The 16,652-nt window shown below is 64.4% G+C and carries 19 protein-coding genes; all 19 read right to left on the bottom strand.

All coding sequences use genetic code 11. The features are described 5' to 3' along the window. Positions 1-41: 41 nt before the first annotated feature. The 19 genes from KI242_RS06500 to KI242_RS06410 all read right to left on the bottom strand — a co-directional run bounded on the left by KI242_RS06500 (position 42) and on the right by KI242_RS06410 (position 16,650). Positions 42-641 (bottom strand): putative phage tail protein, encoded by a 600-nt coding sequence (locus KI242_RS06500; RefSeq protein ID WP_011059572.1) that lies wholly within the window; start codon positions 639-641, stop codon positions 42-44. After that, entirely contained in the window at positions 629-1,669 is a 1,041-nt protein-coding gene (locus KI242_RS06495; RefSeq protein ID WP_015634369.1) for a baseplate J/gp47 family protein, read from the bottom strand. The genes KI242_RS06500 and KI242_RS06495 overlap by 13 nt, the downstream gene beginning before the upstream one ends. Beyond that, complete coding sequence (locus tag KI242_RS06490) at positions 1,659-2,057, bottom strand: phage GP46 family protein (RefSeq protein ID WP_015634368.1); 399 nt, start codon at positions 2,055-2,057, stop codon at positions 1,659-1,661. The genes KI242_RS06495 and KI242_RS06490 overlap by 11 nt, the downstream gene beginning before the upstream one ends. 2 nt (positions 2,058-2,059) lie before the next feature. Then, a complete protein-coding gene (locus KI242_RS06485; RefSeq protein ID WP_041751983.1) occupies positions 2,060-2,566 on the bottom strand; it encodes a phage baseplate assembly protein in 507 nt (168 codons plus the stop codon). A 109-nt stretch (positions 2,567-2,675) separates the two neighbouring features. Next, positions 2,676-3,716, bottom strand: a complete 1,041-nt coding sequence (locus tag KI242_RS06480) for a phage baseplate assembly protein (protein ID WP_015634366.1) — start codon at positions 3,714-3,716, stop codon at positions 2,676-2,678. A 3-nt stretch (positions 3,717-3,719) separates the two neighbouring features. Continuing rightward, the gene (locus KI242_RS06475) at positions 3,720-4,964 is read right to left on the bottom strand and encodes a DNA circularization N-terminal domain-containing protein (protein ID WP_015634365.1); all 1,245 of its coding nucleotides are present in this window, start codon (positions 4,962-4,964) and stop codon (positions 3,720-3,722) included. Beyond that, on the bottom strand, positions 4,954-6,552 hold the full coding sequence (locus KI242_RS06470; protein ID WP_212805995.1) for a phage tail protein: 1,599 nt from the start codon (positions 6,550-6,552) through the stop codon (positions 4,954-4,956). The genes KI242_RS06475 and KI242_RS06470 overlap by 11 nt, the downstream gene beginning before the upstream one ends. A gap of 130 nt (positions 6,553-6,682) precedes the next feature. After that, positions 6,683-6,979, bottom strand: coding sequence for a phage tail assembly protein (locus tag KI242_RS06465; protein WP_011059565.1), 297 nt, complete (start codon positions 6,977-6,979; stop codon positions 6,683-6,685). Beyond that, positions 6,976-7,323: a phage tail tube protein gene (locus KI242_RS06460; RefSeq protein ID WP_011059564.1), complete on the bottom strand. Its 348-nt coding sequence runs from the start codon at positions 7,321-7,323 to the stop codon at positions 6,976-6,978. The genes KI242_RS06465 and KI242_RS06460 overlap by 4 nt, the downstream gene beginning before the upstream one ends. 66 nt (positions 7,324-7,389) lie before the next feature. Then, on the bottom strand, positions 7,390-8,886 hold the full coding sequence (locus KI242_RS06455; RefSeq protein WP_212805994.1) for a phage tail sheath subtilisin-like domain-containing protein: 1,497 nt from the start codon (positions 8,884-8,886) through the stop codon (positions 7,390-7,392). Next, positions 8,886-9,068, bottom strand: coding sequence for a DUF2635 domain-containing protein (locus KI242_RS06450; protein ID WP_011059562.1), 183 nt, complete (start codon positions 9,066-9,068; stop codon positions 8,886-8,888). Before KI242_RS06450 ends, KI242_RS06455 begins: the two co-directional genes overlap by 1 nt. Beyond that, positions 9,065-9,646: a hypothetical protein gene (locus KI242_RS06445; RefSeq protein WP_015634362.1), complete on the bottom strand. Its 582-nt coding sequence runs from the start codon at positions 9,644-9,646 to the stop codon at positions 9,065-9,067. Before KI242_RS06445 ends, KI242_RS06450 begins: the two co-directional genes overlap by 4 nt. Before the next feature lie 157 nt (positions 9,647-9,803). Continuing rightward, positions 9,804-10,940, bottom strand: coding sequence for a glycosyl hydrolase family 18 protein (locus tag KI242_RS06440; RefSeq protein WP_212805993.1), 1,137 nt, complete (start codon positions 10,938-10,940; stop codon positions 9,804-9,806). A 50-nt stretch (positions 10,941-10,990) separates the two neighbouring features. Beyond that, on the bottom strand, positions 10,991-12,034 hold the full coding sequence (locus KI242_RS06435) for a contractile injection system protein, VgrG/Pvc8 family (protein ID WP_053156574.1): 1,044 nt from the start codon (positions 12,032-12,034) through the stop codon (positions 10,991-10,993). 63 nt (positions 12,035-12,097) lie between these two features. After that, on the bottom strand, positions 12,098-12,304 hold the full coding sequence (locus KI242_RS06430; protein WP_015634359.1) for a tail protein X: 207 nt from the start codon (positions 12,302-12,304) through the stop codon (positions 12,098-12,100). Further along, on the bottom strand, positions 12,279-13,124 hold the full coding sequence (locus KI242_RS06425; RefSeq protein ID WP_053156573.1) for a phage tail protein: 846 nt from the start codon (positions 13,122-13,124) through the stop codon (positions 12,279-12,281). Before KI242_RS06425 ends, KI242_RS06430 begins: the two co-directional genes overlap by 26 nt. 9 nt (positions 13,125-13,133) lie before the next feature. Then, positions 13,134-15,680, bottom strand: a complete 2,547-nt coding sequence (locus KI242_RS06420) for a phage tail tape measure protein (RefSeq protein ID WP_072451153.1) — start codon at positions 15,678-15,680, stop codon at positions 13,134-13,136. A gap of 141 nt (positions 15,681-15,821) precedes the next feature. After that, positions 15,822-16,127 (bottom strand): phage tail assembly protein, encoded by a 306-nt coding sequence (locus KI242_RS06415; protein WP_053156568.1) that lies wholly within the window; start codon positions 16,125-16,127, stop codon positions 15,822-15,824. Positions 16,128-16,140: 13 nt separating this feature from the next. Then, on the bottom strand, positions 16,141-16,650 hold the full coding sequence (locus tag KI242_RS06410; protein ID WP_015634355.1) for a phage major tail tube protein: 510 nt from the start codon (positions 16,648-16,650) through the stop codon (positions 16,141-16,143). Between the last annotated feature and the right edge of the window lie 2 nt (positions 16,651-16,652).

Genomic DNA, 16,652 nt, shown 5'->3' with positions numbered 1-16,652 from the left:
CTGGGAACACTTTTCGGATAGTCCACGTATTCCTGTCCTCTCTAGTCATAGTTGATGTACACCTGTGTATGCGCCGGTGTACTGCGATGGATTAGGCACTCCAGGGCGCTGCCCGGGTTCATGCCAAAACGTTCGCCCCAATAGCTGGCGCCGAAGCGCCGGCCCAGTTGCAGGCGGCCGCCGGTATTGAGGGTCCACATGAAGTTCGCCCGCCAGGTGCCGAAATGCGCGTGACCAAAGCGTGAGCGGCCCATGCGCGGGGTACTCAGCTCAGTGACGCTGGCATTGGGATAGCCCTGGCTGCGGGCGATTTCGACGAAGTAGGCGGCGCGCTGGCTGCCCACCGCCAACAGACGACGGCGCACGGCCAGGCGCCGGTCTTCGAACAGCGGCGTCAGGCCCAGGCAGGGGTCGGGCAGGTCCATGACCTTTTCCCAATCCGTCACCAGTTCGCTGACGCTGGCCGGGTCCATTTCGTTTTGCAGGTCCACGGCCCGGGCGTCGATGCGCGCCAGCTCCTGGGAGATGCCCTGCAACACCCGTTCAAGCTCCGGCACCCGTTCCGGGTCCCAGGCCGGGCCGCTGGGCAGCAGGCTGCGCAGCTGGCCCTGGTACTGGGCGGCGCTTCTTATTGCAGCCATTGGCAACCTCCAAATACCAGCAGTTGGTTGCTGCTTGCCGGCACATCGGCCAGCGGCGCCAGCAGGCGGTGATCCTGTTCACCGGTGGCGCTGCTGATGGCCTCGCGGATGTGGCTCAAGAGCAGGGTTTCTCCCAGGCCGGCCTCGCGGCTGTGCAGATCACGCAGTTGGTCCTCGACCGCGGCCCGCACCGCACTGGTGTCGGGGGTCAGGCGCACCTGGTAGATCACCGGCTGTATCACTGGCGCCAGCACATGCACCTCGGCGGTTACCGGGCGCAAGGGCTCGATATAGGCCAGAACCCGCGCCAGCTGCTCGGCATTGGGAATCGGCTGCAGGTCGTCGTCACGCATGACGAACAAGCCCACGGTGCCCGGCCCCAGGTAATTGCGCCGGCACCATGCACGGGTGATGCCCGGGCACTCCATGGCCCAGGTTTCGTAGTCGTCCGCCGAGCCGCCATGGGGAATGATCCGATAGGAACGGATCACCCGCGAGCGCAGGGATTCGAGGCTTTCCCGGGCCACGCCACCGCTCAGGCCCGGGGCCAGGACGGTGAACGAGTTGCTGATGCCCTGCACCGGCTGCACCGCGGTCAGCTCCAGGCCGGCATCGGCATTGCCCAGGGTACCGCCGTCGACGGCCTGGATCGTGGTGCTGTTGAGGCCTGCGCTGGTGGTTCGCGCGGCGGTCACTGTGTAGCTGCGACCGTCGCTGCTTTGCAACAGGGTGCCGAGATCCAGCACGGCACCGGCTGCCGCGTTGAAACTGACGCTGCCACTGGCCGCCTGGGCAGCCTTGCGCGGCTGGTTCAGGCGCAGCGCGGCGATGCGCTCCAGGGTCGACTCATCGGCCTTGTCCGGAAGGATCTGCTCGGCGATCCAATCCAGGTAGCCATACAGGCCAAAGGCGGCACCGCTCAGGGTGCGGGCCAGCACTTGGGCATCGGACTGGCGCAGCGAATCGCTGGCCAGGTCGCTTTGGGTGCGCTGAATCAGCACCGGCAGCGAAGGGGTTTCAAACGGCATAGGTCACCTGCCAACTGTGAATGAGGTTGATGTCCAGGCGCTCGCCGTCGGCCAGGATCAGCACCGTGCGCAGGTTCAGGCGCTGGGCATCGAGGCGCTCGGTCATGATCTCCACGGCGTTGCAGTGGCCATCGTCGATCAGCCACTGCAGGGCCTCGCGGGCATAGAACTCGGCATCGAGCTGGGTCTGCCGGCTCAGCTTGACCCGGCGCAACAGCCACAGCCGCGAGCCGATACGGTCGTCGGCCACGCTGGGAAAACTGTCGCCCCACCAGCCGTAGCGCTGGTCGTCATCCAGGGCGTCGTCATCGGCGGCGCGGCGCCAGGTGAACAGGCTGATTTCCACGGCCCGGGTCAGGGCGTTCTTCAGGTCATAAGTGGCGAACATGCTTAACCTCCCACCGGCACGCCGGTCTGCCCCGGGCCGGGTTGCACGCCGCTGTGGACGTGGTTGATCTGGCTGATGCCGGCGGCGACCTGATCGCCCTGGGAGACGATCTTGCCGCTCATGCTCAGGGTCGGGCTGTCGATGATGACGCCGCTGCTGGCGCGGATATTCAAGGTGGCGGTGTCGATGTCGATGACCCGCCCGCGCTTGAAGTGAATCTTGTCGCCCTCGTCGGTGTAGATCGCCACTTCACCGGCGGCCAAGGCCTTGAGGCGATAGCGCCGGTCGGCCACCACCAGCACCACTCCATGGGAGCGATCGCCGCCGAGGAAGGTGGCGATGCCCTCGGCGCCGGCCAGGGGGTTGCTGGTAAAACCGTAAGGCTCGAAATGCTCCATGTCGTCGTTGACCTCGCCGGCGGTGAGGCGCATTTGCAGCGATTGCAATTTGTTGGCCGAATGGGCGAGCACCACGGTGCCCCGCGCCAACAGGCGTGTCAGTAGGCTCATGCTGGGTTCCTTGGGGGGAGAAGAGCCGGCTTGCCGGCGAACAGGGATTGCGCGGTTTCGTGCCGGGTGCCTTCGCCGGCCAGCCGGCTCCTGCGGTTGGGCGCAGGTTTCAGTTTTTTGCGGGTGTCGGGTTGGCATCGAAGGTCTGCGGCGGCGCCACCTGCAAGGTGGTGATGGAGCCCTGGTCGGACAGCGACCAGGTGACCTTGGAGATCAGCATGTCCTGGTCGAAACCCAGCACCGGGTCGATGACCCGCACCAACGTGTTGTGTCGCCACAAATCACCATTGCTCTGGCGCCAGCCCTGCACCTGATAGGTGGTGGTCAGCGCCTTGCCGGTGCGGGTGCCGCACTCCCAGTCAGCCCGCTGCTGAGCCAGTTCCGCACTCAGTTGCGCCGCCTCGTTGATCACCGTCACCCGTTTGCGCGAAGCCCGGGCATCGCTGGCCTGGCCGGACACCTCGCAGACCGCAACACCGCTGCTCTGGTCGCTGCCCTTGTGCTGGCCGATCACCCGGTACTCGGAAAACACCGCGGAAAAATCCATCGCTGCATTGGCCGAAAGAATGTTCTTGCCCAGCTCCAGGGCATCGCTGGCGCGCCCGCCGCTGCCCGGTGCCGCCAGCAGCAGGTAGCCGTCGGCGTCATCGGTGGAGAACACCCGGTACAAGGTCAACAAGCGGTCGATGGAGGCAAACACCGTCTCCCCCGGCACAATGCTGTGGGTGTGCAACTTGCTGGTGGGTGCAATCTCGCTGCGCACCCCCACCCCGTAAGAGCCGGCCAGGGCGCGAACGATGCTCAGCACATCCTGCTGGCGCCACTGGCTCGGCCGGTTGATGGCCGCGCAATCCACCAGATCCTGGGTCAGGGAGCTGCCCTGGATGCTCAGGCTGATCTGCCTGCCGTCATAACTGACCGGCGCCTTGTAGACATGCCCGGTGAGCACCAGGTCGCAGCCGATGCGCACCTGGCAGCGAGCGCCCGGGCGGATCCGCACCTGCCCATCCTGCCCCGGCCATTGCCAGGTGATGTTGAGGCTGAAGGTGCGGAACTGGCGCTCCAGGTCTGCCGTGATCTCCACGCTTTTCCAGCCGCTGTAGTCGAGCCCGTCCACCGTCAGGGTGACGATATTTGCCAGTTCGTCCATGGGTCACTCCCGCGCAATCTGCAGATCGGCCGGCGGCAGGAAGCCCGGATGGGCCACCCGGTTGCGCTGTACCACTTCACCGACCCGCGTCGCATCGGCAAACCGCTCATAAGCCAGGACCAGCGCCGGCATGCTGCTTTTGGGGCTGAGACTGACCAGCCGTACCCCGGACGAAGCCACTGCATTGAGATGGCCCTGCAGTTGCTGGCGCAGGGTGTTGAGCGCCTGGTAATGCATCGGGTCGGCCTTGAGCGCGGCTTGCCAGATCACTTCGTTGAGCTGGTCACGCAGGGCCAGTACATCGTCGGCCACCGGCACCTCCAGGCGCTGCACCGGCTGGCTGGCCTGCTGCGCCAGGGGCGGCGTGCTCTTGAGCTTGACCACCGGGGTGGCCACCGGCAAGGCCGACACCAACCGGGCGATCTGCACCAGCAACGCATCCTGGACCAGGTTCGCTACCGCCTCGACCGCCGCGGTGGTGTCCTTGCCGGTGGTCAGCTTGGGCGCATCAATGCGCCTGGCCGCCTCCACCTGCTGGGAAATATCGGCGAGCATCTGCCGATAGCCGGTGCGGGCAAAATCCTTGAGCCCGCGTACATCCTCCAGCAACCCCTTGAACTCCGTGCTCAGCTCCTTGGGTATTTCCTTGACCGCCTTGACCAGGGTGTTGAGGTCGCCATACAACTCGATCAGCGGCTTGAACTCGTGTTCGATGACCGCGTACACCTCAGTCAATCCCTTGCGCAGCGAATCCACGCCGATCCGCGCCTGCTTGATCAGGTTGGTGGCGAACTCGAACCGCAGCACCGCCGAGCCCAGCAAGGTATCGCTGGCCACCAGCACCTGCTGCTGGGTGTTGACCACCGCCGAAGGAAAGCGCAGCGGCTGGTCCGGGTAGAACTTCAGGCTGAAGGTCACCAGGCCACCATCCTGGCGGCTCTGGGTCATCTCGCACTCGCCGACCTTGACCTGCATCCGTCCAAGCCACGGATGCACCAGCTCGCCGCTGCCCTCCTCCAGGGCCTTGAGCAGCCTGTCGCGCTGCTCCAGGCAATCGGCGCCGACGATGAAGGCCGTCAGGTCATGGACTTTCGCCTGCTGGCCAAGGCCCTCGAAAAACGGCTGGTCGCGCTGCGGGTACTCATGCAACTGGCCTTTTTGCCCCACCGGGGTTTTCGCCTGGTCAACCCAGAAGGGCACGCCGCGAAAGGATGCGGGCAACAAACGATCACGCCAGTTATCCGCCATGGGAACCTCCTAGGGAAAGTGAGCGATAGCCCAGGGTCGAAGCGATGTTCAAACCCGGTTGATTGGTCGTGGCCTGTTCGGCGCGCAGGCCAGCCGGGGCGTTTTCGAAGCGCAGGGTCAAACCGCCTTCGAGTTGAGTGCGGTTGTTCGCGGCGTTCTGCTGGATCAGCGCACTGGAATTCTGGGTCAGCGAGCTGCCCTGGGTTGCGGCAAAGGGTGATGCCAGCCCGCCTTTACCCTCGGCGTTGATCTGCTTTTGCGCTTCGGTAAAGCCTTCGACCTTGGCGGTGACCGTGGCAATCAGCCCTCCGAAACCGCCCTCGAACAGCTCCTTGAATGGCACCATCAACTCTTGAAGCTTGCTCCACAGCCCGGAAAACCAATCGGCGATGGGGGCCCAATTGGTCATGATCAGCTCCATCGGCGACCAGTCGAACAGGGCCTCGATGGCCTTTCTGATCGAGTCGATACCCGGTTGCAGCTCGGCCCAGATCGAACCGAAGAAGTCCGTGACCGCGCCCCAGTTGTTGTAGAGGATCACTAGCGGGGAAAAGTCGAACAGGGTGTGCAGGACTTTCTTGACCCCGTCGATGCCCGGTTGCAGCCCCGCCCAGATCGACGCGAAGAAGCCGGTGACTGCCCCCCAGCTCCTGGTGATCATGTCCATCGGCCCCCAGTCGAACAGGCCTTTTAGAAAGGCCATCGCCGGTACCGTCAAGGCCTTGAGGGATTCCCAGATAGAGGCGAATAGCCCCGTCAGCCCTGCCCAGTTATTGATGATCAGTCCCAGAGGCGACCAGGAGAACACCTCCTTGAGGAAGCCGACGATCGAAGCCGTCATCGCCTGGATACTGTCCCAGAGCCCGGCAAAGAACGCCGTGATCGCCCCCCAGTTGCCAATTAGCATGCCCAGGGGCGTCCAGCCGAACAGAGTACTGAGCACCTCCATCGCCTGCGCCGCGAAGCTCTTCACACCTTCCCAGAGGCTGACGAAAAAGGCCGAGATCGGCGTCCAGTTGGCAATGATCACCCCGGCGGCCAGTGCAATGCCCATGGAAATCAGCATCACCGGGCTGGCCTTGGTCACGGTGCCCATCAGATCGAGCACCTGGGTCGCCCCGGTCACGGCGGTTTGCATCGCCGAGAAGGCAATGGCGCCCATCGCCAGCCCCTCAACCAGCTTGGGGTTGTCGTCGAGCAGCGTCCCCACACTGTTGAGCATGGGCTCCAGACCGACCACCAGCGCCCCCACTGCCGGCGCCAGTGCAGCATCAATGGCCGAGGACACCTTGGCCATCGACTGACTGAATACATTCATGCCTTTGGCCGCATCAGCCGGCGCGCTGGAGTCGCCGACTTCGGCCAGCTTGCCCTTGAACGCATCGCAGGCCTTGATCCCGTCCAGAAACGGGGTGATCAGGCTGCCGCCCTTGAACAGCCCGCTGATATCCAGCTTGCCCAGCCCGGTCTGCTCAAGGTTTTTCTTGAACAAGTCGACCTTGCCTTGAAGGGCGACGAGTTTGGGTGACAGTTGGTCTATGCCGGTCAACAGCACCGACTTCTTCTCTACGGTTTGTGTGTCTGCCATCACTGCACCTGCTGCATCGCATTGATCCGTTGCGCGTGCTCCAGGGATTCGCGGAGCACATCCAGTGGCCTGGCCATCATCTGTTCGGGGTCAACCTTCCAGAACCAGGCCAGGTCATAGGCGACAGCGATCAGGTCGGCGATGGCTGCGATGCCGCACTCATGAAAAAACTCGCCACCGCCCAGCTCAGGGCGTTGAGGTCCACCAGGTCGAGCTGGTTCACCGAGGACGGTGGAATGCCGGCGCAGACCGCGATGTATTTGGCCGCGACGTCCATGTCGAGGCTGACCTCTTCGCTCTTGTCGATCTTGTACGGCAGCGCCTTGATCGCCCGTACTTCCTGCACCGTCGGGCGGCGCAGGCTGAGTTCGGCCAGGGGCTCGCCGTGGGCCTCGATGGGCACCTGCAGCTTCACCGTGTTGCTCATTGCCAGGTCCCCTTCTGCCCTTCGAAGTTCAGCTCGATGCTGGCGTCGTCGCCCTTGGCAATAGGCTCGTCCACCAGGTAGGCACCGGCCAGTACGTAGACCTTGCCGTTGGCGAACTCGCAGGTGACGGTCATGTCGACGCCTTCGATCAGTTGCTTGAGCGGAAAGTCCGGGGTGTGCAGCGCGGTGACTTTGAACGACGGTGTGAGGTCGGTTTCCTTGTAGAAGCCCGGAACCACGGTTTCTCGCTTGACGGCCATCAGTGGTGCTTCGCAGCCGCCGCTGATGGTCAGTTGAGCGCCGTCCACTTTGACGTAGCAGGTGCCCGCGATCAGTTGACCCATGTTGTTTCTCCCAAAAAATAAGCCCGCTCAAGGCGGGCTGAAAAAGCGCAGCGATGCAGGTCCGGCTCAGGCCGCCGCGTCGTACTGCAGGCGGAATTGGTTGAGCAGCGCGAACACCCGCAGGCCGTTGATGTAGTCCGGCGGGAACAGCACGTTGACCCGGCTCGGGTCCTGCACATCGCGTTCGACGATCAGGTGCTCGGCGAACAGCTCGGCGTTCTCCACATGGCCCTCCAGCTCCAGCTTGGCGTACTGGGCAATCAGCTCACCGCGAATGGTGCTCGGGGTGACGATCGGCTGGCCGGCGCCGAAACGAGTGCCGTCGGCAGCCAGCTTGTGGCGCCCGTATTTGCTGGTGATCACGCTTTGCAGGCGGCGCACGATGAACGCCGACTGGTGCATGGTTTCGCTGTCCAGGTAGGAGTTGTCGGCCTGGCCGTAGGCGTTCTTCTGGTAGGTGGTGATCGCCCGCTGAATGCGCATGTAGCCGCCTTCGTAGTAGGCGGTGGCGATGCCGTAGCTCAGCAGCGACTGGCGCTCGGTGAGGGTGAAGCGCTCGCTGGCCGGCGCCGGGTCGACGCCCGGCAGGCTGCCGCTCTGGGTCGGGCGGCTGGCATCGGCGGAGATGAACACCGAAGTCCGCGCCGCCAGGGCGGCGGCCTGGACCCACACCGGTTGCGGCACGCCGGTTTCCAGGGCCTGGATGGTGATGTGCTGGTCGTTGCGTGCCTGGCCGGCCGCCACCAGGGTACCGACGGTGCCGCGCTTGGCGCTGTAGACGTGACCGAACAACTGCTTGGTCCAGGACCAGCGACCGGTGCTGTCATCCATGACGGCTTGCCAGGTGTTGAGGCTGGCCGTATCGGTCCAGGGCATGCAGATGAACTCGAAAGGCTCGTCGCCCAGGGCCGCCAGCGCAGCCACCTGATCCGGCACACCGGTGCCACCGGCCATCTTGCCCAGCACCAGGGTCAGGCCCGCCGGGGTCTGTTCGCCATTGCTCTTGCCCAGACGGTTGAGTTGCAGACTGATGTCGTTGCCGCTGTCGCCGGTCCACTTGGCGCTCAGGGTCACAGTGCCGTCGACGGCTGCCGCGGTCACCGGCAGATCCACCGCCGCATTGACCTTCAACGCCAGGGCGCTGGCCGCCTGAGCGGCAGTGGCGCCGCTGACGATGGATGCCTGCACCCGCACGCCACCGACGTAAAGATTGAGCAGGCCGCTTTCGCTGGCGGCACCGGTGATCTTCACCTCAGCCTTGGCCACACTGCCTTCAGTGCTGTGCAGCGGCAGGCACCAGATCTCGCCCACCGGGTCGGTCTTGCGCCAGGTTTCGTACATCGAAGCGAGCATCGAGCCCTGGCCGCCAATGCTCCTGGCCAGGGCCACGCTGGACACCAGCACCAGTTTGCCGAGATCGTCGCCAGCCTGGTTGTCGTTGACCTGGGCGACGATCAGACGACGCATGGCCGAGGACGCGCTATTGGCCGCCGAATTGTCCATCTCGGCGTAGAACAGCGGCACACGGATGTCCGCCGGGATATTGCTGAAACCGATCGCCATTATTTGGCTCCTTGAGATTTCGCCGCTTTCACGGCTTTGCTAGTGATATCGCCATCGGCCAGACGCCGGCGCCACCAGGCGCTGTCCGACACTTCACGGCCGGAAGCGGGCAGCAGATCGCCCGCTTCCGGGTCCGGTACGGCGCGGCCGGCGACCGGCAGCACGGTGATGCGTTTGCTCATTGCTTCAGCTCTCCTGAAAAAGTCAGCTCCAGGCGCCCGTCGGGCCCTGGGCGTTGCAGATTGGGGTCCGCCGGATCGATGGCATCGACCCGCACCGTGACCCCGGTCAAGGACGGCAAGCCGTCGAGTTCACGCTCATGCCAGGTTTCCGCCGGCTGGCTGGGCAGGTTGCGACCGAGTTGGAACTCGGCGAAAAAGCGCAGGCGGTAGAGCAAGCCAGAGGCGTCGAGCGACACCAGCTCGCCGCCGTCGTACTGGATCGGGTTGTACTCGGCGCCGGGCTTGAAGCCGACCAGGGCGCGCCAGACTTCGGCGCGCAGGTCGTGCAGCGGATTCAGCGCTTTTGCAGGCTCGGCGGCGCCAAGCGCCAGGACCACGTCGAAGCGGTCGCGGATAGTCTGGCGAATGATGTTCTGCCCGGCGCTGGCACTGGCCAGATCGTTGCTGGGCGCCAAATAGGCGGCTGGCATTGGCGCACCAACGCCTGAAGCAGAATCGGCATGGGTGCCGACAATGATGCGCCCGGTAAAGCTCGGGCACTGTGCTTGTAGCTGATCGAGAACAGCCGAGAGTTTCATGACAAGGCTCCTGGAACGGGATGAGGCTGCGGTGAGGCTTGTTTCTGCCGGGCATGAAAAAACCCGTCGAGACGGGTTTCGCAAAAGCGCCCTGGAATCACTGCCCCAGGCGTACTGCAGAATCTGTGGCAGCCAGCTCCAGAGCCCATCCGGCCAGTCACTCCCGCCCGGTCGGCAAGAGCTCATTGCTGGCCTTGAGCCCTGACTGCAGCGCGGCCCAGAACTCGGCATTTTCATAGCCCATGGCCCAGACGCTGGTGCCGGCCAGGCCCAGCTTGGCGACCAGGGCGGTCTTGGTCTTGATGCTGGCGGCATCGTCGTACCAGAGCACGGGTTGCGCTCGTTCCGGGGTCCATTCCACGCCATCGGCGAAGCTCTTGACCGGGCCCCAGGTGGCATAAGGCGTCGCAGAAGCGGCATCCCGATGAGTGGCTGCCCGGTGCTCGGCAATGATTTCCTGATAGGCCGACCAGTGCACCCGGTTGCCGATGCTGTAGTCCTGGCCGTAAGCGGGCAGCCCCGCCAGGACCTTGCTCGCCGGGACTCGGGAAACGGCGTAACTGAGCAGCGCCTGCTGCCAGTCGAAGCCCGATTCGGGGCCGGGCCAGGCTTCATTGTGAAAGCCGCCGCTGCTCCAGCCCGGCCCGACCTGGTCGTAGGTCATCACCTGGAAGTAGTCCACCGCCGCGCCCAGGGCCTTGTAGTCGTAGCCTTGCAGGTACTCAGGCTCGGTGTCGCTGAGCTTGGGCGGGATGCTGATGATCAGCTTCTTGTTGCCGGCATGCAGGGCGTTGCCCAGGGTTTTGACGTAGGCGCAAAACGCGGCGCGATTCCTGGGTTCGACCTTCTCGAAGTCCAGGTTGATGCCAGCAAATCCGCCCTCTTTGGCCAGCTTGACCAACTGCTTGACGGTGCCGGCGCTCAACGCCCGGTCGTTGAGGATGGAGTGGGAAATAGCCGGGTCGAAGGCGCCGATGTCTTCGTTGTAGTCGGAAACAGTCGGGTACAGCGGCAGGGATTGGCTCTTGGCAAAGCGGATGATGTTCTGCGTGGTTTCGTTCATGCCGTCCTGATGCAGCTTGCCGGTGACGGTCAGGCCGTAGGTGCTGCCCAGGCCGACGGCGGACAGGTTGCGGTGGAACGCCTGCAGATTGCTGTAGGACGCTTCGACCTGGCCGTCGGTATAGGCCAGGACAAAGGGTGCCGCATGGGCGGCAGCGGCCAGCAGCAAGCTGCAGCCGACGATCAAGGTCCGGAGAAAATGCCGGATCGCCAGGGTGATGCCTGGTTTCATGAATACTCCTGTGGGCGGGTTGCCTCGTCAGTGGGAAATGTGATCAAGGCTCAAAGCTGCTCGACCCTGAGGGGTTTGCGGGCCTGGGGCGGCTTGCCCTTGGCCTTGGCCTTGCCTTGCTTGCCGCCGTTGCACTGGACCGTGGTCGTCCATCCGGCCTGGGTGAACAACTGCTCGACCGAGTCCACCAGATAGTCACCGTCGAGCCCGGCCTTGAAGCCCTGGGCATTGATCATTCGCTCGGCGAACAGATCGGTGCGCCCCGCAAGGTCCAGGCGCAGGCTGGCGGTGCTGCGGTTGAAGGCCGCCAGGCGCGCCTTGGCGGCCTGCTCGGCGGCAGACTGGTTCGGGTAGAGGTGGCGGTCGGTGTGCACGGCGGGCGAATCATCCGGCGAGCCATCGTTCCCCAGGTCGATGACCCGCAGCTTTCCGCTCCTGGGGTCCTGGTGCCGGGTCTGCACTGCCTTGTGGGTGCTGCCGTCACTCAGGCGGAACTGGTAGCGGCTGACATCGCCACGCCCGAGGGTGACAACCCCCAGGGCCTTGCCGCTGGCGCTCTGTCCGGCCTGGCGGGGCAACACCAGCAGCTTGCCTTCGGCCACCTTGGCGGTGCAGTCATATTGCCGGGCCAGGCGGGTGATGAAGTTGAAATCCGACTCGTTGAGCTGATCGATGCGCGGCACCTTGATGGCGAGCGGGCAGACCGGCTGCCATCCATTGCGCGCCGCCAGGTCACGGACGATGAGCTGCAGCGCAACGTTCTCCCAACTGCCGCTGCGGGTGGTCTTGCCACTGCCGCGCATGTCGCTGGCCTTGCCACGGATCTCGAGCGTATCGGGCGGCCCGTTCACCACCACTTCGTCCACGGTGTAGCGCCCCAGGCGAGTCAGCTCCTGGCCGGCGTAACCGAGGAACACTTCAATGCTCGCGCCGCGCCGGGGCAGCGCCACGGCGCCGTCGCGGTCATCGATGCGCAGCTCGAATTCATCCGACTCCAGGCCGGGCTTGTCCGTGGTGCGCAGGCTCAGCAAGCGGTCGTTGATCTGCGCGGTGATGTCCCGGCCATCGGCGACGATGCGAAACGCTGGGGTCATGTGCCGTACTCCAGAAAAAAAGCCAACCCCGTGCTCGACGGGGTTGGGTAAAGGGGTTGGGGCTCAATCCCATAGCTGGACCCTGGCCTCGGCCCGGGCCGGTAGCTCCGGCAACCGGATCAGCAGCCCGGCGCGAAACGGCTGTACCTCGTCGGCCAACCCCTGGTTGGCGTCCAGCACCGCTTCGACACAGCCGTTGAGGTGGCCGTAATACTGGTAACACAAGGTATCGAGCAGATCCCCGTCAGACGTTCTGCAAGTCGTCGCCATAGCTTACGAACTCCAATGAAAAACCTTGTTTGCGCGGGATACCGCCGGCCAGCAGGTGGCTCTGATCTTCCTCGATGCTGGTCAGGCACCAGGTGCCCAGCACTTCGCCGTAGCCGGTGGTCAGGCTCAGCGGCTGCAAGCGCCGCCCGATGCTGCGCAAGGTCTGCAACTGCCCCAGGCCGCCCTTGAACCCGGGAAACACCGTGCCTTTGAGAGAGATCCGCTCTTCACCCTGGCCCACCGCCTGCTGGGCGACACTGCGGCTCAAGCGCTCCTGACCGGCCCAGCGGAATCCGCTCTGCCGGCGCAGCGCCTCGAAGGCTGCGGTATCGACGTTGAAGTAGTAAGGCTGGGCGCCCGCCCCGAGCGGTTGCAGGATCAACAGGTGCGCGAAGGGCTTCACCGCCTCGGCCGCCGGAGTGGTCTGTTCGGCAAATGCGGCGGTCGGGAAGATGTTGCCCAGGGAAGGACTGATCTGCCCGCCGATCCGATTGATTGCCGCGCCGGACTTGGCCACCTGTTCCTGCAGGGCGCCAAGACGCTGCTGCATCTGCCCGGCCACGGTCACTGCCTGGCTGTACTTGGCCGCGACTTCCCCCACCACCGACTGCGCCGCACCGATACTGCGCATCGTGCGTTGCAGTTTGGCGCCCAGCTCCGGCCCGACAACGGGCAGGCTTTCAAGCTCCAGGGCGGCGCCGCTGATGTCGCTGATGGCACCGTTCATGGGCCCGAGCATTTCATCAGCACTGCGCCGCCCCGCTTCCGCTGCCGCCACCAGGGAACCCAGCCCCGATTGCAGCTGCTCCATGTAAGCCATGCGATCTCCTTAAACGTGTGCGGCGTCGAACAGCTGGCGAGCGGCAGCCTGGCGGCTGAACTCGTCGAACTGCCAGCGCAGGTGGGGTTCCAGTTCCCGGGCCAGTTGCGCGGGGTCGCGCACATCACCCTGGACCGAGATCGACAAGTAGGGCGCGAAGCTGAACTGCTGCTCGATGACTGGAGGTACCTGGGGTTTGAGCGACTCCGGCGCGGTGATCGTGGCCGGCGCCGCAGCAGACGACGATGGGCTGAGCATCGAGCGCGCCGCCTGCCCCATCAGCGGGGGCGTCTGGCCTTTCTGGAAGGATTTGGCGATATCGCCCATGACCGGCGGGATGTTCTGTCCAGCGTTGCGCATCATCAGCGGACCGGCGGCGGGCAAGTGCTTGAGCGACTCGTCGGAGCCGAACAGCTTTTTACCCAAGGCGCCACCGGCGGCCGAACCGCCCCAGGCACCCAGGGCGCCGCCCACCAGCCCGCCAATCACCGTGCCGATCACCGGCACCACGGAGCCAATGGCCGCCCCTGCTGCTGCACCCGCGGCGGCGCCAGCAAGATTGCCCGCCGCCTCGCCGTAGCCTTCGGCTTTTTCATCCTGGGTCTGGGCATTCAGGTAAGTGTCCGCCACCTGGAAACCTGCACCGAGCACCGAAAGGATCGCACCGCCCTTGAGCAAGGGGGCGACTCCCTTGGCCAGGGAACCGGCGCCTTTCATTACGGCACCAGAGGTGGCAGCCCCTCTGGCCACTCTCTCCAGGCCGCTGGGCGTCAAAGGGCTCTTGAAGCCTTTGCTGCCCATGCCCCTCGAACGAGGCTCGCGCCTGGGCGTCTTGCGCCCGCCACGGCCCTTGCGGCGTTTTTTGTCCGGGCCGCAATCGAGCATGGGCGCACAACAGTCGATACCGCTCGCAGTGCCACCAGAGGAGCGCTTCGCCATTTTGCGGCCAACCTGCAGTGAACCTCGAGCGACATTCAGCAGGCCCTTGCCAATGGTGTAGACAGCCATCAGCTTTTTCACCGCGACATAAGCGGCGCCCAGGGCAGTCACCCCCAGTACCAATGAGGGTGCCTTCTCCGCCAGTTCGGTCAGCTTGCCGACCACCAGCGTGATGCTTTGGGCCACCAGATCCGTGGCCGGTTGCAGGGCCTTCCCCACGGCAAGCATGCCACCGTCGACCGCCTGCGCGGTTTCCTTCCACAGCTGGGCGGAGGCTTGCCGACGCTCGGCCAGGTTCTTGTCGATAACCCCCGAAGCACTCAACGAGTCCTTCTTCAGTTGCTCGTATTGCTGCCGGCCCTGGGTGTGAGCCAGCAAGGCCGCCTTGATCTGCATATCGGTGAACAGGTCACCGGTACGCAGGGACTCTTCCAGAGCCTCGAGCATGGACTTGGCCTTCGCCGGATCGGTTTCCTTGCTGATCTGCGCCTGGGCCTCGGCCATCTTCGCGGCCTTGGCCGGGTCGATGGCCCTGACATAGCGCATGGCCAGGGCAAAGCTCGCCTCCAGGCTCGACATACCCTTCTGGATACCGGTGTTCAGCGACGCCTGATAATCAATGCCGGCATCTTCGTAAGCCTTGACCGCCTCACTGGAACCGATTTTCTCGATCCAGTTCTGCAGTTGACCGGCGGCCTGATCAGCACCGCCCGCGGTGTTCATCTGCACTTGCAGCATCGAGCCCAGCTGGCTCACCGCATCCATGCCGGTGAGCCCCTCCCCGCTCGCGCTCTCGAGCAGCGCCGGGAGCAAGCGCGCCATGTCGGCGGCCTCGAAATTGCCCGCCTGCCCCTGCAAGGCGATGGCCTCCAGGGCCTGCTCCATGACCTTGGGGTCGCTGATCCCGGCCTTCAGCTCAAGGGCCCGCATCAGGTTCGACGTATCTTCGATACCCGCGCCCTGCCCCACCGCGAACCTGGCCGCAAGCCCCGCGTAACCTTGCGCCTTGTCCAGCGACATGCCCTTGGCAGTCATCTGCCCCACCAGAGCCGCCACCTCGTTGCGGGCCATTCCCGTATTCCGTGAAGTCTGAACGACGCTGCGGCTCAGCTGCGCTTCCTGAGGTTGATTGGCCACACCGGCCTTGATAGCGATGTCACGGATCAGCGCCTGATAGTCGGCATTGATCTTGACCGGAATGGCCAGCTTGCCGACCCCGTCCTTGGCCAAGCCATACGCCGCCTTGAAGTCGGCCTTGCCCTGGTCGATCTGCTGGTGCCCCCGGGCCTGCAGAGCGGAGCCCCGGGCCACCTTACCCAGCGCCTGATATTCCTGACGCAGTTTATGTACCTGCACACCTTGCTGGCGCAGGCCATCACGGCTCTGTTCCAACCGGCGCAACAGCCCGGCGGCAGATGCAGCACCGGTGTCATGGGCCTTTTTCCATTCATCCTGCAGGCGCAGGGTCTGGCCAATGGTCTTTTCCAGTACCCGGGCCTTGCTGCCCTGCTGCTCCAGTTGCTTGATCCGGCCTTCCACCGTCTTGAAGGCGGCGTCCCACGTCGAACTGAGGGCGGTACCCACCACCACCAGCCCTGATTCCAGCTTGTTCGCCATCTGCTTCTCCTGCTCCTTGGGTGACGGGCTCAATCCGTGAGCCACCAGACCATGTCGGAAAACCTCATGGTCATGATTTCCTCGGCGGCGAAATGCAGCTCGCTGGCGAGCCGCTTCGCCGCCATCTTCATCACCGCAGGGTCAAAGCTCGTCGTCTTGCACCAGGCGAAAATAGCCGGCCTGCAGGCGCTGATAGTCCTTGAGCGCCATGCCCTCCAGATCCTTGGCACTGATTTGCGCCAGGCTGGCGAACAGCATCAGTTCGCGCTGTTCATCATCGCCGGCAGCCCCGGAGTTGGCCGCACGCACATCACGCACGGTGGGGGCGCGCAAGGTGACCTTGTCGCAGACCACGCCGTTCATCTCCACCGGCTTGCTAAGGCTGATCACGACGTTTTCCGCGCTCAGGGTCATCCACGCCGGGGTCTTGTTGATTGCTTGAGTCATGCTGGTGGTTTCCTTACAGGCCCAGGGCAGAACGTTGCGCGGCCAGTTGGTCGACGCCGTTGATCACGCGCTTCATGCCCAGGGCATCGATCTCGTAGATCAAGCGACCATCGACTTCCAGCTTGTAGTAGGTCAGGGCCACGTTGTGCTTGACCTCGGCCTTGTCGCCGGATTTCCAATCGCCCATGTCGACTTCCTTGAGCAAGCCGCGCAGGGTCACGATCACCGGCGTGACCTTGCCCTTGAGGCCCTTGAAGGCGCCACGGAACACGCCGTTGAAACCGCTGCCATCGGCCAGGCCGAACATCTTCAGCGACTCGCGGCGCACACCGGTGGTGGTGAAGCCGGCTTCCTGTTTTTCCATGCCCATGTCCAGCTCGACGGGCACATCCATGCCGCCGACCCGATGTTCCTCGGTCTTGAGGGTCAACTTGGGCAGGGTCAGGCTCGGCACGTCGCCTTGAAAGCTGATGCCATCGACGAACAGGTTCATGTTCGCCAGGGTTTCGGGAATCATTGCCATTG

It is taken from the genome of Pseudomonas sp. Eqa60 (assembly GCF_018326405.1).
Classification (GTDB): Bacteria; Pseudomonadota; Gammaproteobacteria; order Pseudomonadales; family Pseudomonadaceae; genus Aquipseudomonas; species Aquipseudomonas protegens.
The sequence above is the reverse complement of the archived record's forward strand: the minus strand, read 5'-3'. Positions and strand labels throughout refer to the sequence as shown.